A 19,436-nucleotide genomic window follows, 5' to 3' on the forward strand; every position below is an offset into this window, starting at 1 on the left:
CGGCAATCGCCTACAAGGCTTTATTCTTTATTCTTACGTTCCAGCAAGAGTATCTTTCCGGATATGGAAGTCCATTTGAAGATACCTGGCTTATAACGGTTAAAGTGCACCATCGCGCTACCGCTGCCATCAAGCAAAGCCAGCGTATCAGTGGTCGGCAGCCAGCCGCTGGGGCGCTGCCCAATCAGCCCTGCTACGCATTCGAGATCGCCGCGCAAGGTTTGCGCTGCATCCAGGTGCATTTCACACCCTGCGGCCCGATCGTTTTCGGGGTAAAGCATCCAGTCACCGGCCAGTTGCGCGGGCGTGGGGAGTAGCAGGCTGCTTGCCATACCGACCTCGGTCATCAACATCAGGGGAATCGCGCCGAGCGCGATCATTCGCTTCAAAGCCATTATCTGTCCGCCTCGGAAAAGGCGGCGCATCGGCGCCGCCCTTTCAGTTTGCTATCAGACCACGATATCCGTGGCGACCGCCTGACCTACAGTGGTCACCAGGAAATCAGACAGGCTGTTGCCGGTGAAGTCGATCGACAGGCTACCGAGGTTGCTTGCCTGATCGAAGCTCAGCACCGCTTCGCCGGCATGGCCGGTGAAGGCATCAACGAACTGCAGCGGCAGCTTGTTGACAGCAAAGGCCGACATTGCCGACAGATCGATTTTGTCCTGACCGCTGACGAAATCCATGATCCGGTCGGGATTGCTCGGGGTCGAATCGCTGCTGGCAGCGAAGATGAAGGTGTCGGAACCGGCACCACCCCAGAGTTTGTCGGCACCGCCGCCGCCGTAGATGATGTCGTTGCCGGCACCACCCTTGAGCTCGTTGGCCACGGCGTTGCCGATCAGCAGGTCGTTGCCCGAGCCGCCGATGGCGTTCTCGACAATGGCACCCTTGGCAATGGAAATATTGCCGATCATGCCGCCGACGTCGGAGAACGACGCGTCATTGAGGTTGATCTTCTGGTTCTGGGTAAAACCGGAGAAGTCCAGGGTGTCGTTGCCGCCACCGTCCCACACCGAGAAGACGATTTTCGACGAGGCCGAGGTGGCCGAGTAGAAGTCGCGGTCAGCGGTGGAGTTGAAGCCGTACACGGTGTCGCCGGAGCGGGTCGCGTAGTTGGCGCCATAGAGCTTCTGGATGGCGGCGATGTCATCCATCAGCGGTGCCGAGGAGTACACCTGCACACCGCCCTTGGTGAAGTTCTGGCTGGTGTTGCTCTCGCCCCAGTAACTCATGACGCTGTAGCCACGGGTGTCCTGGCCGTAGGTAGCATCGGCATAGGTCGGGTAGCCTTCGCCGGCGTTGTAGTCGCCGGGGTGGGACAGGCCCAGGACGTGGCCGATTTCGTGGGTCAGGGTCTGACGGCCGTAGTTGCCGTTTTCCGGGTTGACGTTGGCCTGGTACTGATTGTTGATCAGGTACCAGGATTCGCCCTTGTGCGAGCCCGGACCGTCGAACGGCAGGTAGGCGAATGCCGCGCCGCCGGTGCTGCCATCGCTGTAGTTGCCGAAGGTCATGTGACCGTCGCCGCCCGAGGCGCCTTCCTTGAAGGTGACCTTGGCCACGTCCGCCCAGGACTGCATGGACAGTTTGGCCTGGGCTTTCTGCTGCGCGGAAAAGGCGCTGAACGAGCCCAGCCCCTGACCGTAGAAGTCAGAAGGTGCCTTGGTCAGGAAGGTATAGGTCAGGCTGATGGTGCCGTCCTTGTTCAGGTCTTTCCAGGCAGCGCCGTCGCGCAGCAACTGGGTAGCGGCCTGGTCGACCGAGAACGAAGGTTTGCCATTGACTGTCGCACTGCCGCCGCGATCATATTGATGGCCGAAACTATTGATCAGGCTGTAAGCGGAACTTGCACCGTGCGGTTGCAATACAGAGCCAGCTGAAACAATAGCGCTTTCTTTGACTTTCGACATACAGACACTTCCTTGTTTACAAAAAAGCAGTTGTTGTCCGATAGGACGCTCCTGCGGCGAGATCGTCCTATCACTCGCCTGAATGAGGCGGGGAAAAACTGACACAGGTGGAATTGAACTGTCCAGCTTTTTTTGACGTCAATTTTCAATAAGACTAATTGTTTATTGTCCTACACGCGCAAACCCTTGATTTAGCCAATGCGTATACATTTGCGCAAACGACGATATATCGAGACTGACAAAAACCCCGGCCCTAGACGAAAACTGACCCGACAGTTTTAGTTGCATAATCGAAGTTTAATTATAAGAATGCGACATGCCGTTATAACCCGCTGATTCTGAGCCTTTACTTTTTTGTGACAACTAGCGGGTGACCCTCCGTCGGCTGGCCATTGACTTGTGACGGGGCCGGGCGCTGAGTAGGGATTGGTCAACAGCCCTTTCAACCTGGATGCCACTATGACAAGACTCACGGTTCAATCCGGCGATTTCTTGCAAGGTGAAGGCGAGTACCGCAATGGATCGCTCACACTCAAGACCGCCCGCAGCCCCTCACCTGGCGAGAAAATCGCCCTGACCCGCATTACCGATCTGATCGTCGCCAATCAGGAATCTAGCCGCAGCCTGAGCAGTGCGCTGGGCTGGGGCGTTGCCGGCGCCCTGGTGGCCGGCCCGGTCGGCCTGATCGCCGGCCTTTGGCTAGGCGGCAAGGAAGAAGAAGTGACCTTCCTGGCGACCTTCAAGGATGGTCGCAAGCTGATGGCCATCACCGACAAGAAGACCTGGTCGAAAATCGACGGCAATTGGCGACGCCACAGCCAGGCGGCAGCGAACGGCTGAATCCGCACAGCCCTCGTACGTTCATGGTCATGACAATCGATTGAAAACAGGGGCGCCGCCAACCGGTCGCCCCTGCTAAGATTGCGCCCCCGCCTGCCCGGCGCGAGCCCGGCAGGCTTTCGCCACCCGGGCTCGCGCCCCTCATCGCCTATCGGGCAAATACGCCCTGCCGGACAGCAGCCGATCGATAACGGCGCGTTCGCGTTCGTTTTCAAGGAGCTCCTGCATGACCCTGCCTCGCCCTCGCCTGCCCTTGCGCCTGCTCGGCCTGAGCCTGGCCCTGCCGGCTACACACAGCCTGGCCGAGGACAGCATCACCCTGGCCCCGCTGCAGGTGTCGCAGGTCTATAGCGAGGGGTACCAGGCCCGCGAAGCCGCGGTCGGCGGTTTCCAGCCGGCGCCACTGCTCGATACGCCGGCCTCGATTGCAGTGTTCAACGAGCAACTGCTGGCCGACCGCCAGGTGCGCAAGCTCAGTGAAGTGCTGCAAAGCGATGCCTCGGTGGGTGAAAGCTATGCGCCGATCGGATACTACGAAAACTTCAACGTGCGCGGCTTCGAGCTCAACGCCGCCAGCAGCTACAAGATCAACGGCCAGACCATCGCCGGCGAGCAGAACGTGGCGCTGGAGAACAAGCAACAGGTCGAGTTGCTCAAGGGCCTGTCGGGCTTGCAAAGCGGCGTGTCGGAACCCGGTGGCCTGATCAACTACGTGACCAAGCGCCCGGAGGATGTGCGCTCGGTGACGGTTTCAAGCAACGAACAAGGCGAGCGCTACCTGGCCACCGACCTCGGCGGCTGGTTCGGCAGCGAGCGTCAGTTCGGCCTGCGCGCCAACCTGGCGCATGAGGACATCCGCAGCTACGTCGACCACGCCGACGGCAAGCGCGACTTCGCCTCGCTGGCCTTCGACTGGCAGATCAACCCCGACGCCGTGCTGCAGCTGGATGCCGAATACCAGCAGCGCGAGCAGCGTTCGGTGCCGGGCTACCAGTTGCTCGGCGGCAACAGCCTGCCCCACGGCATCGACCCGCATGACCGCCTGGCCTATCAGCACTGGGCCAACCCGGTGAGCATCGACTCGCTGAACCTTGGCGGGCGCTTCGAATATCGCTTCAGTGACAACTGGACCGGCAGCGTCAGCGCCTCGCGCAGCAAGGTGGTGATCGATGACTACAGTTCGTTTGCCTGGGGGTCGAGTGAAGGCGCCTACTTCAGCGAGGCAGGCGACTATGACATTTATGACTACCGCAGCCCCGACGACACCCGACGCACCGATGAGGCTCAAGTGGCGCTCAATGGCCGCTTCGACAGCCTGGGCGTTGGCCACGAGCTGACCATCGGTAGCAGCGCTCAGCGTCGAACCCTCGATCAGCGCCCCTATTTCAACGAGTGGATCGGCAGCGGCAACATCTATCAACAAACGCCGGCGCTGGAGCCGTCTGAAAAAACCCCTGGCCACAGCACCCGCAGACTCGACAGCCGCCAATACGGGATATTCGCCAGCGACCGCATCAGTTTCAATGAGCACTGGCAGACCGTGCTGGGCGCACGCCTGGTGCGCCTGGATGAAAAAACCTTCGGCGAAGATGGCAACTCAGGCCGCCACACCCGCGACTACCAACTGTTGCCCAATGCCGCGCTGATCTACAAGCCGCGCCCGGACATCGCCCTGTACACCAGCTATAGCAAGGGCCTGTCTTCCGGCGGTACTGCGCCGTGGTTCGCTAGTAACGGTGCCGAGATTCTTGCGCCGACCCTGTCCCATCAACTGGAAGTCGGCATCAAGCGCGACTGGCAACGCCTGAGCCTGAGCGCCGCGCTGTTCCAGCTGCGCCAGGCCTATCAGTATTCACAACCTGACGGTGCCGGTGGTTTCACCTATGTGCAGCAAGGCCAGCAAAAAAACATCGGCCTGGAGCTGGGCGCCAGCGGCTGGCTGACCTCCAACCTGCAGATCAACGCCAGTGCTGCGGCAATTCGCGCGCGGGTCAAAAACAGCGGCACGGCGGACTACGAAGACCATCAGGCGCTCAACGTACCGAACTTGCGCGCTGCGGTGCAGGCCGACTACAGCCTGCCGATCCCGGGCCTGGCCCTGCTCGGCGGTGCGCGCTACAGCGCCAGCAAGTACGCCAATCAGGCTGGAACGGTTGAGGTCGGCAGCTATGCGGTGTTTGACCTGGGCAGCCGTTACAGCACCAGGATTGGTGGTTACGACACGGTGCTGCGGCTGATGGTGGATAACGTCTTCGACAAACGCTACTGGCGCGATGCCGGGGAGTACCTGGGGGATGGTTATCTGTTTCAGGGGGCGCCGCGCACTGCACGGGTTTCGGCGTCTGTGAGCTTCTGAGGGGCTCATCGCGGGTCGACTTGACCCGCGATGAAGACACCGCCGTCAGAACGGCTCGCTACCCTCGCGGATTTCTACTTCCAGCACTTTGCCCAACGCCACCAGCTGCGTCGCCACGTCCCTGGTGGTAATGAAACCGCTGTAGCAGTCACCATCGGTAGACCAGTTCCACAGCACCAGGCCCTGCTTGTGCAGTTCGTCGTGTGCGGTGACCATCAGTTCGGGCACCGTGGTGCCTTCGAGGAAGTCTTCATCTTCCGCGTCCTCAACGCCGAACGTAACGTCGGCATCCCGTGCCTCGGCCAGCTGCTGCACGCTCTGCACAAAAGACTCGGTGTCTTTCCAGTCGACAAAGAACACCGACTCCCAGTCCGCCACGTCCTTGACGATGTACATCAGTTGCTGCGGATCGTCCTCGAATTCCTCGATGTCGTCTTCATCCAGCTCGACCTCGCGCAGGGCCTGGACATGCTGGCTGGCCATTGCCGCCGACGGGCTGACCAAGGTCAGCAATTGTTCGGCGGCGAGGATCTGCGCCTTGGTAAAACATTCTTTGAGCATCTGAAACATCCTTTTTCATGGGCAAAACAAAAAGCCCCCGACCTTGTTCAGGTCGGGGGCTTTTCTAGATATGGCGGTGAAGAAGGGATTCGAACCCTTGATACAGTTTCCTGTATACACACTTTCCAGGCGTGCTCCTTCAGCCACTCGGACACTTCACCGTTTCTCTTCAAGCAGTTCAGCCTGTCGAGGCGCGCTAATGTAGTCGAAAGAGGTTCTGATGGCAAAGGTTTTTTTCAGAATATTCATGCGCTTAAGCCATTCAAGCAAAAAACCACGGTACACAGGGCAAAGCCGCCATTCTCTGGCGTGCTTTGACAGCGCCGATTCACCTACTCCCGTCAGCACGAGCGAACGGGCCGTCAAGCTGACCGGTCAGTCAGTCACAGCGCTTTACCTCGGGCACTTGCCTGAGTAACGTCTGCCCCACTCCCCTTTAAGGAACTCTGTCATGAGTGAGCTGATTACCTACCACCTCGAAGACGGCATTGCCACCCTGACCCTGAACAACGGCAAGGTCAACGCCATCTCGCCTGACGTCATCAAGGCCTTCAATGCCGCTCTCGACCAGGCCGTGCAGGACCGCGCGGTGGTAATCATCACCGGCCAGCCCGGCATTCTGTCCGGCGGCTATGACCTCAAAGTCATGACCGCAGGCCCTAAAGAAGCCGTCAGCCTGGTCACCGCAGGCTCGACCCTGGCCCGGCGCATGCTTTCGCACCCGTTCCCGATCATCGTCGCCTGCCCGGGCCACGCGGTGGCCAAGGGCGCTTTCCTGCTGCTCTCGGCCGACTACCGCATCGGTGTCGAAGGCCCGTTCAGCATTGGCCTTAATGAAGTGCAGATCGGCATGACCATGCACCACGCCGGTATTGAACTGGCCCGCGATCGACTGCGCCGTGCAGCATTCCACCGCTCGGTGATCAATGCCGAGATGTTCGACCCGGTCAGCGCCGTGGACGCCGGTTTCCTCGACAAGGTCGTGCCGGTCGAGCAACTTCAGGAAGCTGCGCTGACTGCCGCCCGGCAGTTGAAGAAGATCAACATGAACGCCCACAAGCACACCAAGCTCAAGGTGCGCAAAGCTCTGCTGGAGCTGCTCGACGACGCGATCATCCGCGACCAGGAACACCTCGGCTGACCCCCTACCAAGGCCTGATTGCAACTAATTGTGTAATCAGGCCTGTCCCGCCCAATGAGCGTTTGCCGATAGAAGTGCACACCCGTACACTGCGCCGCGTTTGCCTGGTGTGAGTCGTACGAATGCTTTTTATAATCCGCATGTTCCTGTTGGGGCTGCATTTTCTCCTGGCCGGTGTTCTTGGTGTGCTGGTCGGCCTGTGCCGACCGTTCAACCCGGACAACAGCCGAATTTGTGCACGCCTTTACGGGCTGCCCGCCACCTGGCTGATGCGCCTTGAGATCAAGGCCGAGGTCGGCCCGCTGTTCGACCAGCCGCCGGGCTGCGTGATCATCGCCAACCACCAGTCCAACTACGACTTGTTCGTGCTCGGCCATGTGGTGCCGCCGCGCACCGTGTGCATCGGCAAGAAGAGCCTGAAATGGATCCCGCTGTTCGGCCAGTTGTTCTGGCTGGGCGGCAACGTGCTGGTCGATCGCGGCAATGCCTACCAGGCGCGGCGGGCCATGCAGACCACCACCCGCACCCTGAGCGAAGACGACACCTCGATCTGGGTGTTCCCCGAAGGCACACGCAATGCCGGCGAGCATCTGATCACCTTCAAAAAGGGTGCCTTCCACATGGCCGTGGAAGCCGGTGTGCCGATCGTGCCGGTGTGCGTCAGCCGCTATGCCAGCCGCCTGAAGCTCAACGGCTGGCGGCGAAGCAAGGTCATCATCCGTTCGCTGGCGCCGATCGCCACCAGCGGCCTGACCCAGCAGGATGTGCCGGCCCTGGCCGAACAGTGCCGCCTGCAGATGCAACACTGCATCGATCGCATGGAAAGTGAACTGACCCAGGCGTGAACGGTTGCCGAATCGTGCCGGTCATACCAAGCTACTGGCACGGTTAACAGAAGAAGCGGACAACTATGGGTCGAGTCGTTGCGGCGGCGGTGTACAGCGCCGGCAGAAAAGTCACCAATATCAGCCTCAATGAAGGCAGCCAGTGGGCAAGCAAACCCGGGCATTTTGTCTGGATCGGCCTGGAAGAGCCCAACGCCCAGGAACTGGCCAACCTGCAACGCCAGTTCAACCTCCATGAGCTGGCCATCGAGGACGCGCTGGAAAAGCACAGCCGGCCCAAGCTCGAGACCTTCGGCGATGCGCTGTTCATCGTCACTTATTCGCCAGTGCGCCATGAAGGCAAGCTGGAGTTCATCGAAACCCACATCTTTGCCGGCAACGGCTACATCATCACCGCCCGCAACGGCCACTCGAAATCCTACGCCCTGGTGCGCCAGCGCTGTGAGGCCCGGCCGCTGCTGCTCGAGCATGGCGAAGACTTCGTGCTCTACGCCCTGCTCGACTTCGTCACCGAGAACTACCAGCCGGTCAGCGAAGCCATTCATGGCGAGATCGAGGAGCTTGAGCGCAGCGTGCTCAGCGGCTCGCTCAAGGAAGAAGACATCCAGCGCATCCACAGCCTGCGCCGCGACATCCTGCGCCTGCGCCGCTATGTGGCGCCGATGGTCGAGGTCAGCGAAGAACTGCAGCGTCTGACCTTCCCGTTCATCGACAAGAACATGCGCCCGTACTTTCGTGATGTGCAGATCCACGTCACCCGGCAGATGGAGGACCTGGCAGGGATTCGCGACATCGCCAGCCAGACCATCGAAATCGGCATGCTGCTGGAGTCGTCACGCCAGAGCATCGTGCAGCGCAAGTTCGCCGCCTGGGCGGCGATCCTGGCCTTCCCCACCGCCGTGGCGGGGATCTACGGGATGAACTTTCAGAACATGCCGGAGCTGAGCTGGCACTACGGCTACTTTGCCGTGCTGGGCGGGATCGCCGTGGGCTGCACGGCGCTGTACGCCAGCTTCAAGCGCTCCGGCTGGCTGTAACGGCAGGCCTCAGGCCGAACTGCCCTGGGGCTTGTGCGCGACGAAGCGCATCATCCATTCAGCCACCGTACTGCCCTGGTGCTGCTGCGCCAGACTGTCGATGCCCTTGCGGTAGACCTCCTGGCCGAGGCTGTCCTGGCGCAGCTCGAGCAGCGCCCGCGAATAGTCGTGGATGAACTCCGGGTGGCCCTGAAAGCACAGCACCTGGTCGCCGATGTGATAGGCGGCGTTCGGGCAGAAGTCGCTGGAGGCAATCACCGTGGCGTTCTCCGGCAGGCGGGTGACCTGGTCCTGATGGCTGATCAGCAAGGTCAGCTCTTCGACCTGTGGGCTCATCCACGGCGCCTTGGCGTTCATCACATAGCGGTGGGTACCCACCCCCCAGCCTTGGTGCGCGCGCTCGCTCTTGCCGCCCAGCAGCAGCGCCAGCAGTTGATGACCAAAACACACGCCAAGCAGTTTGTCGCCACGCTGATAGCGCTCCAGCAGGAACGCCTTGAGCTTGTGAATCCACGGATCATCACCGAACGAGTCGGCCTTGCTGCCTGTAACCAGGTAGGCATCGAACACCTCATCATCATCGGGGTATTCGCCTCTCAACACGTTGTAGACGCAAAACTCGGCGGCGATGGGCTGGCGGGTAAACAGCTGCTCGAACATCCGTCCGTAGCCCTGATACTGCTCGACCAGCTCCGGTCGCAGGACGTCGGTTTCCAGGATGCAGATGCGTAGCGACATAGAGATAGTCCTGAACGACAAAGGCGGGATTGCCCCGTAAAGCCTGCCCCGAATAAGGCGCGCAGGCAAGTATGATGCTCGGACGAACGGTCATGAGGTTGGGATCCACTTGCCGATGTGGCGCAGGCGTCTAGCAAGGGGAATGCTGGTGGATGGCCAAAGGCCTCATAGCGAAAAACATCTGAAGTGCAATAAGTACAGATTAAAGCGTTCTAAAACACGGGTGACGTTGACCCTAAGGTTAGCTGTATACCCATTAGCAACGGTTCGCGACTTAATGTTTCACCACGTTAAATGATGTTCGCCAGATCGACGACAAGGAAGCCTCTGGGCACTCAGGAATAACAACAAAAAGGCGGTCAGCCATGTTCAAACAACACAAAGTACGTCAAGCCGGGCTCATTCTCTTCGCCACTACGCTGCTGTTGATCCTGCCGAACCTTTCACGCCTGTTCGGCTGAGCGGCATGCCCTCTTCCCGCGGTTTGTGCCTGGCACAAGCCGGTTGTGTGCAGGTAATCTGCCGACCCTGATGGTTGGAGACTGCCCATGCGCCACTGTTTCAGCTTGTTGCTCGCCCTGCTGTGCCTGCCCCTGCAGGCGGCGCAGTTGACCCTCGACCTGGGCAACGGCAGCCGCCACTGGCAGAGCGCCGAGTTGCTGGCGCATCCGCTGGCGCAGGATATCCAGATTGAAAACGACGTTTCCTACAAGCGAACCATGCATTACCGCGCGGTACCACTGGCTGTGCTCCTACAGGGAGTGCAGGCCGATGATCACCTGCAAGCCATTGCCCTGGACGGTTTCGCCGCCGAGATGCCCGCCGCGCCTTTGCTCAAGGACGGCCCTGCGCGGGCCTGGCTGGCCATTGAAGACCCGGCCAGACCCTGGCCGGCACTGGCCAAGGGCAAGCCCGGTGCCGGGCCGTTTTACCTGGTCTGGACCGACCCGCAAGCCGGGCGCATCAGCCCTGAGCAATGGCCTTTCCAGGTCGCCAGCATTCGCCGCCTGGCGGCAGTGGCCGAGCGTTTCCCGGCCATGCGCCCGGCGCCAGGCATTAGCGCCGACGACCCGGTCAACCAGGGCTTTGCCGTGTTCCAGAAGAACTGCCTGGCCTGCCATCGTCTCAATGGCGCTGGGGACGCCCAGTTCGGCCCGGACCTGAACCTGCCGCACAACCCGACCGAGTACTTCCAGGCCGACTTCCTCCGGCGTTACATCCGTGACCCGCAAAGCCTGCGCCAGTGGCCCCAGGCAAAAATGCCCGGGTTTGCCGCAGCGGTCATCAGCGATAGCGAGCTGGATGCGCTGCTCGCGTACCTGGCCCACATGGCCACGCGCAAACCCTGAGGCTCACTGCTGCTGGGCGTTGAGGGTCGGGGTCACCAGCACCTTGGCGTGCATCTGCTCGAAACCACCACCGCGGCGCATGCCGCGCACCGGGCAGGCATCCAGGTAGTCCAGGCCCACCGCCAGTTTCAGGTGGCGTTCAGGCCGGGCCAGTTGGTTGGTGACATCGAAGCTGTACCAGGCATCCTCCAGCCAGGCTTCGGCCCAGGCGTGGCTGGCCATCTGCTGGCTGTCGCTGTCGAACAGGTAGCCGGACACATAGCGCGCCGGGATGCCCAGGCTGCGCGCGCAGGCCAGGAAGGCATGGGTGTGGTCCTGACACACCCCGGCGCCGCCGGCAAACGCCTGGGCGGCGCTGGTATCCACGGCGGTGCTGCCGGGCCGGTAGGCCATGCGCTGGTTCAGGGCATTCATCAGTTCGATCAACGCCGAGCGGTCACGGCGCTTGCGGCATTGCTGGCTGGCGAAGGCACGCAAGGCTTCGTCAGCTTCGGTCAGGCGGGTGAAGCGCAGGAACGGCAGCGGCGATTGCAACTCGTGCTCGGCCTCGCGGCTTTCATCAATGTCGACCAGGCCACGGGCGCCGATGACCAGGTCCGAATGCGGCTCTTCCAGGCTCAGCACATGCAGGATGTTGCCGAACGGGTCCAGTTGCGCGCGCACCGGCCGCGGCAGGTCCAGTTGCCAACTGAGCACCTGTTGACGCTCGCTGTCGTGCGGAGTCAGGCGCAGGTACTGGATGCTGGCACGCACCTGGTCTTCGTAGTGGTAGGCGGTTTCGTGGCTAATGGTCAGTCTCATACGGCCTCCAGGTAGGCGCTGTGAATGGCGTTGCCCAGTTCACGCACCAGCGGGATGTAATGGGTCAGCCAGGGGTGCAGGCCCTCGGCAAGGATTTCATCGATCGAGGTGTAGCGCAGGCGCGCGTCCACCTCGGCGGCCAGGCGCTGGGCCGGGCGGCCGTTGCCACCGGGCAGGCTGGCGAGGATCAGGTCGATTTCCTCGGTGCAGGCACGCAGCGAGCGCGGCACGTCGGCGCGCAACAGCAGCAACTCGGCAACATGGCGAGCGGCCGGTGCATCACGGTAGATCTCGGTGTAGGCCTCGAATGACGACAGCGCGCGCAGCAAGGCGCTCCATTGGTAATAACCGCGCGCCGAGCTGTCGCTGACCGCCTCGGCCTCGTCGCCAAGCATCTCGTAGCGGGCATCGAGCAGGCGCAGGGTGTTGTCGGCGCGCTCGATGAAGGTGCCCAGGCGGATGAAGCGAAAGGCGTCGTTGCGCATGATGGTGCCGTAAGTGGCGCCACGGAACAGGTGCGAGCGTTCCTTGATCCACTCACAGAAACGGCTCATGCCATAGCGGCCCAGGCCTTGCTCGGCGATGCCACGAATTTCCAGCCAGGTGGCGTTGATGTTTTCCCACATGTCGGCGGTGATCCGCCCACGTACCGCATGGGCACTGGCCCGCGCGGCACCCAGGCAGCTGTAAATGCTCGCCGGGTTTTCCGGGTCGAGGGCGAAGAAGTGCAGCAGGCGTTCGGCATGCAGCTGGCCATGGCGCTCGAGGTAGTCGTCGAGGGTACCGGTGATCAGCAGCGGCATGGCCATTTCATCCAGACCGTCGCCGCGCCCGTCTTGCGGCATCAGCGACAGCGAATAACTGACATCGAGCATCCGCGCGAGGTTTTCCGCCCGTTCCAGGTAACGCGACATCCAGTACAAATCAGAGGCAGTTCTACTCAGCATGACTTAATCCTCGACCACCCAGGTGTCCTTGGTACCGCCGCCCTGGGACGAGTTGACCACCAGCGAGCCCTCGCGCAGCGCGACCCGGGTCAGGCCGCCTGGCACCACCCGGGTCTCGCGCCCGGACAGCACGAACGGGCGCAGGTCGATATGCCGCGGGGCGATGCCGTTTTCGACAAAGGTCGGGCAGGTCGACAGCGACAGCGTCGGCTGGGCGATATAGGCCGCTGGCCGGGCCTTGATCCGGGCGGCGAACGCCTCGATCTCGGCACGGCTGGCCGCCGGCCCGACCAGCATGCCGTAGCCGCCGGAACCCTGGGTTTCCTTGACCACCAGCTGCGGCAGGTGCGCCAGCACGTGGGACAGTTCTTCAGGCTTGCGGCACTGCCAGGTCGGCACGTTCTTGAGGATCGGCTCCTCGTCGAGGTAGAAGCGGATCATGTCGGTGACATAGGGGTAAATCGACTTGTCGTCGGCCACCCCGGTGCCAATGGCATTGGCCAGCACCACGTTGCCGCAGCGATAAGCCGCCAGCAGCCCGGGCACACCGAGCATCGAATCGGGGTTGAAGGCCAGCGGGTCGAGGAAGGCATCGTCCAGGCGCCGGTAGATCACATCGACCGCCTTGGGGCCGTCGGTGGTGCGCATGAATACCCGCTCGTCACGCACGAACAAATCGGCGCCCTCGACAAGCTCGACACCCATCTCGCGGGCGAGGAAGGCGTGCTCGAAGAAGGCGCTGTTGAAACGCCCGGGCGTCAATACCACCACGCTGGGATTGTCCAGCGGGCTTGAGCTCTTGAGGGTATCGAGCAACAGGTTGGGGTAATGATCGATCGGCGCGATGCGCTGGGCCGCGAACAGCTCGGGGAACAGGCGCATCATCATCTTGCGGTCTTCGAGCATGTAGCTGACGCCGCTGGGGGTGCGCAGGTTGTCTTCGAGCACGTAGTAACTGCCATCACTGTCGCGCACCAGGTCGACCCCGGAAATGTGCGAATAGATGTCGCGGTGCAGGTCCAGGCCCTGCATCGCCAGTTGGTACTGCTCGTTGGCCAGCACCTGCTCGGCCGGAATGATCCCGGCGCGAATAATGCGCTGGTCGTGGTACAGGTCGGCTAGAAACAGGTTCAGCGCCTTGACCCGCTGAATGCAGCCCCGCTCGACCACCCGCCATTCGCTGGCCGGGATGCTGCGCGGGATGGTATCGAAGGGAATCAGGCGCTCGGTGCCCTGCTCGTCGCCATAGAGGGTGAAGGTGATGCCGGCGCGGTGAAACAGCAGGTCGGCTTCACGTCGACGCTGGGCCAGCAGCTCTGGCGGGGTTTCGGCCAGCCAGCGGGCAAATTCCCGGTAGTGCGGACGGACCTGGCCGTCAGCGGCGTACATTTCGTCATAAAAGGTGCGGATCATGCCGAACTCCTTGTCACCCGTGCACCGGAGCCATCGCAAGCCCCGTGCCAGCGGCACAATTCCTTGTTATTCAGTATGTTGCGTTTTAAACGAAGAGCGGTCGCACCAGATCTGTGCAACCGCTGCGCTCGCTTTGACGGCGGCGCCTCATTGCGAAGCGCCGCGCTTGCTTGCCGGTCAAGCCAGTTGACGTTCCTGCTTGACGCCCCAGCCTTCTATTTCTCCGCCCAGCGGGGCGATCACCGCCTCGAAATCCTGTTCGAATTCGCCGATACCGCCATAGGTTGCAAACATCACCTTGCTCAGCTCCAGGTGCCAGGCGCCATCATCGCGCTCGTGGACCTGGGCACTGAGTGATTCGCCGCGAAACTTACCTGCCGCTCGCCGCGCCCGTGCCTCGTCCGGAAAGACCGCATAAAACTCGATGGGATGAATCTGCGCGAAGTTGAACCCCCCTTCTTTCATCCGACGCAAGACCGTGCTGCTGATGTCCTCGTATTGGCTGCTCATGAATCGTCCTCCTCATTACCGATGGATAGACTTTCAGTGCAAAACGCACCTGCCCGCCACACAAGCCGTGCGGGGGCAATTCGAGCTGTTGCGTGACGTGGATCGGCAAGCCCGGACAATCAGAAAAAATCGCCCGACCTTGTCTGCAGCGTAGCGCCTGATTGCCCAGCGTGCCAGCCGGCATGCGGGTTCAAGGCCCTTCAGTGATGGCAGTGATCTCCACCCCGTTCTGCTCCTTCAGCCATTTGGCCGTTGGCGAGGTTTCGCGGTCCTGGAAATCATTGAGGTCCAGCTCGCCCAGGACCGGATACAAATGGGAGCGAATCAGCCGCGCCGCCTCTTCGGTACTCGGCTCAAGCTCTGCGCTGAGCGGCAGCGAGGTACGCTCGCCCTTCTGGTCAACGAAGGTAATGACCCATGCTTTCATTGGACTCTCCTCTGTACAGATGTTCAGGGTGAATCGGGCTTACCTTCCGTTGACCTCGATACAGCGGTGGTTGTTCAGTCTTCTTGCGGCTCGAAGCGATGAGCGCCTGGCAGCGCGCGTATGCTTTGCAGCGTGCGTAGAAAATCGTCCCTGGAAGGCTCGAACTGCAGCGGCGGCTCGGAGTGTTCATCGGTCACTCCCAGCACCACAGTGGGCTGGTAGCCGGAGCCCAAGGCGCCGGCGACCATCCTGAACGTTTCTGTGGCCGCCGGCTTCAAACTGTCAGGCTCATAGACGCGAAAGCGTGCACCGCCGAACCTGCCCTTGGCGGCGCCGATCCGCACGCTTGAGGGCCCGAACTTATCGACGCTGATCTGCAGCGGAAACGGGTTGGCAATCAGTCGATCCAGCAGCATCGGCACCATCTCGACGGCCTTGTCACTGTCACTGCTCATGCCCAGGCGGTGCAACAGGTTCGGGTTGTCTGCGGGGTTGAGGCCCAAGGTGATGGCATGGCGCGGCGTGCCATCATCGGCAATGAAGCCGAAGGGCACACAGAAGCCGTTGTCCTGGGGAATTTCGTATTGCTTGCGGATGCGGAACGCGGCCAGCACTGCGCGCGCCCTGGGCTCCAGCCGGGCCAGCGCCGCGGTGTCTGTCGCGGTATTGGCGCCACTGTAGAATTTGAATCGGTAGATGCGTTGATCGCGCCACAGGTAGGCAGTCAGATTGCCTTCATACCAGTTTGCAGAGGCGTCCGGCACACCCAGCTCGATAAAGCGCTCATGCTCGTACTCTACATCGGTCGGCCATTGCGCCTGCTCCTCGAAGAAAGCATCGCGCTCGACCTGCAGCTTCGCCACCGACCGCCCCTCGCCAGTAAATTGCTTGATCATGTCGTCAAGCACCACCAGTTGCGAAGTCACATAGCCTATGCGCTGGAGCTTTTCACGCAAGTCGTAGTACTTATCACTCAGGGCCCTGTAGCGCGTTTCGTCGTCACGGCTCGCAGAGATGGCGACATCCAGCGCCTCCATCTGCGCCTTCACCACCCGCTCCTGCGCCGGGCCACGGGTGAGGCCCTGCACATAGCGGATCTGTTCGTAGAGTGCACGGGTGGTCAACGGGCTGACCTCAATGTCGACCAGAAAGGGCAGCTCGCCGGTCAACCCTTCGCCGTAGGCAATCTGCTTGTCCCCAGGGGTGATTGTGGGAGTGGGGAGCTCGAAATTGTAGTACTGCCAGTAGCCACTGGAAGTGTGCCAGGCAATGTCCTTGGGCACATCGAACTGCACCCGGCCCATGCATTCGGTACGCCAGCCGGGGGGCGTCTGGTAATCCGCCGGTGCAACATCGGCCAGCGCCAACAGTGAATGGCACAGGCCGGCAAACAATACGAACACGCGCACGCAAAAATCCTTTTTTGATGGGCGCCGTTGCAGCCCCCGCTTCCTCAAGCGCGCGATTTGAGCATCCATGACCCAGAAAGCCAAGACCCCGGCAAGCCGGGGTCCTGTTTACAGCACCAGCAACGTCGTTATTCCGGGGTGCCGTGCACTACACCCGCGGTGTTATCCAGCAGGCTCTTGGTCGCGGTCTGGATGAACGACTCAAGCTTGTGGGTCAGCTCGGTCTGGTCCGGGGCTTCGATCAGCTCGGCCTTGAAGTTGGCGCCCAGCTCGTAGCGGTACATGCGTGGCGACATGTCCTTGGACTCGATCAGGATCCGGTCGCCCTTGACCAGCCCGACGATCTGCTCGCTGCCCGATGGCTTGATCATGCCGAAGCCCTGGTCACCGGCTGGCAGGTTGAGCAGGTCACGGCCCCAGCACTGGTGACGGGTTTCGCCGCCCAGGCGGCCCATGATGGTCGGCACGATGTCGATCTGGGTACCCACGGTGTGGTTGACCGCACCGAACTTCTCCTGGATACCCGGGGCGATCAGCAGCAGCGGCACGTTGAAGCGCCCGAGGTCGAGCTCGGTGACCTGCTGGTGGTTGCCGAAGCCATGGTCGCCGACAATGACGAACAGGGTTTCCTTGAAGTAAGGCTCCTTGCGCGCTTTCTCGAAGAACTGGCCCAGGGCCCAGTCGGAGTAGCGCATGGCAGTCAGGTGCTCGTCCAGGCGGCCCTGGCCGGTAACCTTCTCGACCGGCAGATCCTTGGGCAGCGCATACGGCGTGTGGTTGGACAGGGTCTGCAGCAGCGCGTAGATCGGCTTCTTGCCATCGTGCTTGGCCAGCTCTTCGTTACCACGGTCGAACATGTCCTGGTCGGACACACCCCAAGTCGGGTCGGAGAACACCGGATTGACGAAGTCGTTACGGCCAATGAAGGTGGTCATGCCTTGGTTGCCGAAGAAACCGGACTGGTTGTCCCAGGCAAAGTCACCGTTGTAGACGTAGACGTCATCGTAGTCACGAGCACTGAGCAGCGCCGGCAGGCCGGACAGCTTGTGGCCACCTTCCGGGGTTTGCATCAGGTATTCGAAGCCCGGCAGGTTCGGGTAGCAGGCCATGGTGGCGAACATGCCCTGGTGGGTATGGGTGCCGTTGGAGAAGAAGCGGTCGAACAGCAGGCCCTCTTTCGCCAGTTTGTCGAAGTACGGGGTGATGTTGTTCGGGCTGCCCAGGGCGCCAACCGAATGACCGGCGAAGCTCTCCATGAGGATCACCACGACGTTCTTGATTGGCAGGGTGTTGTCCGCCGGCGGGGTGAAGTCACGGCGCACGGCGGCGCTGTCGGCATCGACCAGCTTGTCGTTGGCGGTCAGCAGCATGTCGCGCACGGTCTGGGTCGCCAGACCTTGCTCGATGGTCGACTTCCAGATGTTGGCGCGGTCTTCGCCGAAACGGCTCTTGGCCGCGTCGATCAGGGTCAGGGTGCCGTTCAGGCCCAGCTGGTTGACGAAGTTCGAGTCGGTGGTGAAGGCATCACCCCAACGCATCGGCGGGCCCTGGCGCAGGGTACCGCGAGCGGCGATGACCGCTACCAGCAAGACCATGAAGAACACCACGCCGCGCACGTACCAGGGCGCAACGCTGCGCGTGCCGGCTACCTGGCTTTCATACCCGCCAGCAGGCCGGGTCAGGCGGTCGATGCCCTTGAACAACAGGCTCAGCAGCCAGGTGCCAAAAGCCCAGGCCAGCAGGTAGCGCACCACCGGGAAACCATACCAGAGCATGCTCAGCACGGTTTTCGGGTCTTCCTTGACGTACTGGAACACCAGGCCGTTGAGGCGCTGGTGGAACTCGCGATAGAAGTCCATCTCCATCAGACCGAGGAACATGACGATGCTCGAGGCGATGGTCAGCCAGGCCCGGAACAGGCCGCGGGCAGCCATGGCGCGGGCACTGAGGATCGCCAGCAGCAGCGGGATGCTCAGGTACACCACAACCCGCAGGTCGAACCGCAGGCCATTGAGGAAACCCTCGGCTACGGTCGAGGTCGGCGTGTCGCCGATCATGTCGCTGTTGTAGACCAGCAACGCGAGGCGGACCAGGCTGAGCATCAGCATGATCACCAGCCCGCACAGCAGGGTGTAGGCCAGATGCGATTTCAGCGTCGGTTGCAACGGGCGCGACGCAGCCCGCTGTTGACTCAAGGCGTCCGTGTTAGCCATGAATTGGAAGATCCTAGGGTTCAGGTTCGAGGAAGGCGGTAAAACGAATCGGCAAATGTGCCCTAAACGCGAGCGCGTTGCACGGTCATTCGGCGAACGGATAATTGCGCGCGCAAATTGTCGGCAATCGTTTGTGAAAATTTCGTAATAGAATCAGGGTTATCCGCAGGGAGATCATTACCCCATGTTTTTTCGCTACCTACCAAGCCCGCTAGGCCCGCTGCTGCTGGCAGGCGATGAACAGGGCCTGCGCCTGCTGCACATGGACGCCGCCCAGCCCTGGGAACTGGCCGCGGACTGGCTGCCGGCCAGCAACCAGCTGGACGACGTGGCGCGCCAACTGGACGAGTATTTCGCGCGCAAGCGCGAGACCTTCGAGGTGCGTGTGGCGCCCCGCGGCACACCGTTCCAGCGCGAGGTTTGGCAGGCCCTGCAGCGCATTCCCTACGGCACCACCTGCAGCTACGGCGAACTTGCCCAGGCCATCGGCAACCCCAGGTCGGTACGGGCTGTGGGCACCGCCAATGGCGCCAACCCGATTGCCATCATCATCCCCTGTCACCGGGTGATCGGCAGCAATGGCACCCTCACCGGCTTTGCCGGCGGGATCGAGCGCAAGCAGATCCTGTTGGAACTGGAGGGGACCTGGCTGATCTGAAGATTATCTCGGGCTACAGCCGCACATTGCCCCGCGGCCCGGCTATCGCCCAGATAATCAGGCCCAGCACCGGCAGCAGCAGAATCAGCAGGATCCAGAGAATCTTGGCACCCCCGCTGGCACCGCTTTTGATCACATTGATGATCGCCCAGATGTCCAGGGCAAGGATGATCAGCCCAACCAGGCTATTGAAGGTAGAACCCATGGTGTTGCTCCCTTGGTCGCGTCTGCCCTCAGGATAGCTGGCTATCAGGCCCATAGAGGCGAATCGTTCGCCG

General features: G+C 61.6%; 19 protein-coding genes and 1 tRNA gene. 7 read left to right on the top strand and 13 right to left on the bottom strand.

Annotation, left to right across the window (positions count from 1 at the left end; all coding sequences use genetic code 11):
• Window positions 1-20: 20 nt before the first annotated feature.
• Window positions 21-425, bottom strand: a complete 405-nt coding sequence (locus LOY54_RS19795; protein ID WP_230090888.1) for an AprI/Inh family metalloprotease inhibitor — start codon at window positions 423-425, stop codon at window positions 21-23.
• 24 nt (window positions 426-449) lie between these two features.
• Window positions 450-1,913 carry a serralysin family metalloprotease gene (locus tag LOY54_RS19800; RefSeq protein ID WP_195884774.1) on the bottom strand — a complete coding sequence of 488 codons (1,464 nt, stop codon included), beginning with the start codon at window positions 1,911-1,913 and terminating at the stop codon, window positions 450-452.
• A 459-nt stretch (window positions 1,914-2,372) separates the two neighbouring features.
• Here LOY54_RS19800 and LOY54_RS19805 point away from each other — a divergent pair, with 459 nt between their 5' ends.
• Both LOY54_RS19805 and LOY54_RS19810 read left to right on the top strand, forming a co-directional pair.
• Complete coding sequence (locus LOY54_RS19805; RefSeq protein ID WP_045195746.1) at window positions 2,373-2,753, top strand: hypothetical protein; 381 nt, start codon at window positions 2,373-2,375, stop codon at window positions 2,751-2,753.
• Between the two features lie 226 nt (window positions 2,754-2,979).
• On the top strand, window positions 2,980-5,109 hold the full coding sequence (locus tag LOY54_RS19810; protein WP_258607656.1) for a TonB-dependent siderophore receptor: 2,130 nt from the start codon (window positions 2,980-2,982) through the stop codon (window positions 5,107-5,109).
• Window positions 5,110-5,154: 45 nt separating this feature from the next.
• Here the strand turns inward: LOY54_RS19810 and LOY54_RS19815 are convergent, their stop codons facing one another.
• A complete protein-coding gene (locus tag LOY54_RS19815) occupies window positions 5,155-5,670 on the bottom strand; it encodes a hypothetical protein (protein ID WP_143013269.1) in 516 nt (171 codons plus the stop codon).
• Between the two features lie 71 nt (window positions 5,671-5,741).
• Window positions 5,742-5,831 (bottom strand) — tRNA-Ser (locus LOY54_RS19820).
• 290 nt (window positions 5,832-6,121) lie between these two features.
• On the opposite strand from LOY54_RS19820, the gene LOY54_RS19825 reads away from it, so the two are divergent.
• From LOY54_RS19825 to LOY54_RS19835, 3 genes are all read left to right on the top strand, one after another.
• The gene (locus LOY54_RS19825; protein WP_045195264.1) at window positions 6,122-6,811 is read left to right on the top strand and encodes a crotonase/enoyl-CoA hydratase family protein; all 690 of its coding nucleotides are present in this window, start codon (window positions 6,122-6,124) and stop codon (window positions 6,809-6,811) included.
• 122 nt (window positions 6,812-6,933) lie between these two features.
• A complete protein-coding gene (locus LOY54_RS19830; RefSeq protein ID WP_045195267.1) occupies window positions 6,934-7,656 on the top strand; it encodes a 1-acyl-sn-glycerol-3-phosphate acyltransferase in 723 nt (240 codons plus the stop codon).
• A gap of 65 nt (window positions 7,657-7,721) precedes the next feature.
• Window positions 7,722-8,693: a magnesium and cobalt transport protein CorA gene (locus LOY54_RS19835; RefSeq protein ID WP_258607658.1), complete on the top strand. Its 972-nt coding sequence runs from the start codon at window positions 7,722-7,724 to the stop codon at window positions 8,691-8,693.
• 9 nt (window positions 8,694-8,702) lie between these two features.
• On the opposite strand, the gene LOY54_RS19840 is transcribed toward LOY54_RS19835, so the two are convergent.
• Window positions 8,703-9,431 carry an amidotransferase gene (locus LOY54_RS19840; RefSeq protein ID WP_258607660.1) on the bottom strand — a complete coding sequence of 243 codons (729 nt, stop codon included), beginning with the start codon at window positions 9,429-9,431 and terminating at the stop codon, window positions 8,703-8,705.
• Window positions 9,432-9,979: 548 nt separating this feature from the next.
• Here LOY54_RS19840 and LOY54_RS19845 point away from each other — a divergent pair.
• On the top strand, window positions 9,980-10,780 hold the full coding sequence (locus LOY54_RS19845) for a cytochrome c (RefSeq protein WP_258607662.1): 801 nt from the start codon (window positions 9,980-9,982) through the stop codon (window positions 10,778-10,780).
• 3 nt (window positions 10,781-10,783) lie between these two features.
• Here LOY54_RS19845 and LOY54_RS19850 read toward each other — a convergent pair whose 3' ends face one another.
• From LOY54_RS19850 to LOY54_RS19880, 7 genes are all read right to left on the bottom strand, one after another.
• Complete coding sequence (locus LOY54_RS19850) at window positions 10,784-11,581, bottom strand: transglutaminase family protein (protein WP_258607664.1); 798 nt, start codon at window positions 11,579-11,581, stop codon at window positions 10,784-10,786.
• Window positions 11,578-12,528: an alpha-E domain-containing protein gene (locus LOY54_RS19855; protein ID WP_045195278.1), complete on the bottom strand. Its 951-nt coding sequence runs from the start codon at window positions 12,526-12,528 to the stop codon at window positions 11,578-11,580. Before LOY54_RS19855 ends, LOY54_RS19850 begins: the two co-directional genes overlap by 4 nt.
• A gap of 3 nt (window positions 12,529-12,531) precedes the next feature.
• Window positions 12,532-13,941, bottom strand: a complete 1,410-nt coding sequence (locus LOY54_RS19860) for a circularly permuted type 2 ATP-grasp protein (protein ID WP_258607665.1) — start codon at window positions 13,939-13,941, stop codon at window positions 12,532-12,534.
• A 177-nt stretch (window positions 13,942-14,118) separates the two neighbouring features.
• Window positions 14,119-14,451: a ribonuclease E inhibitor RraB gene (locus tag LOY54_RS19865; RefSeq protein ID WP_010226349.1), complete on the bottom strand. Its 333-nt coding sequence runs from the start codon at window positions 14,449-14,451 to the stop codon at window positions 14,119-14,121.
• Window positions 14,452-14,641: 190 nt separating this feature from the next.
• Window positions 14,642-14,878, bottom strand: coding sequence for a hypothetical protein (locus LOY54_RS19870; protein ID WP_258607666.1), 237 nt, complete (start codon window positions 14,876-14,878; stop codon window positions 14,642-14,644).
• 74 nt (window positions 14,879-14,952) lie between these two features.
• The gene (locus LOY54_RS19875; protein ID WP_258607668.1) at window positions 14,953-16,287 is read right to left on the bottom strand and encodes a hypothetical protein; all 1,335 of its coding nucleotides are present in this window, start codon (window positions 16,285-16,287) and stop codon (window positions 14,953-14,955) included.
• Window positions 16,288-16,415: 128 nt separating this feature from the next.
• The gene (locus LOY54_RS19880) at window positions 16,416-18,500 is read right to left on the bottom strand and encodes an LTA synthase family protein (protein WP_045195285.1); all 2,085 of its coding nucleotides are present in this window, start codon (window positions 18,498-18,500) and stop codon (window positions 16,416-16,418) included.
• A 184-nt stretch (window positions 18,501-18,684) separates the two neighbouring features.
• On the opposite strand from LOY54_RS19880, the gene LOY54_RS19885 reads away from it, so the two are divergent.
• The gene (locus LOY54_RS19885; RefSeq protein ID WP_093380494.1) at window positions 18,685-19,158 is read left to right on the top strand and encodes a methylated-DNA--[protein]-cysteine S-methyltransferase; all 474 of its coding nucleotides are present in this window, start codon (window positions 18,685-18,687) and stop codon (window positions 19,156-19,158) included.
• 13 nt (window positions 19,159-19,171) lie between these two features.
• Here LOY54_RS19885 and LOY54_RS19890 read toward each other — a convergent pair whose 3' ends face one another.
• Window positions 19,172-19,363: a PLDc N-terminal domain-containing protein gene (locus LOY54_RS19890; protein ID WP_045195289.1), complete on the bottom strand. Its 192-nt coding sequence runs from the start codon at window positions 19,361-19,363 to the stop codon at window positions 19,172-19,174.
• Window positions 19,364-19,436 lie beyond the last annotated feature (73 nt).

It is taken from the genome of Pseudomonas sp. B21-032 (assembly GCF_024748965.1).
In the GTDB taxonomy this organism is placed as follows: Bacteria; Pseudomonadota; Gammaproteobacteria; order Pseudomonadales; family Pseudomonadaceae; genus Aquipseudomonas.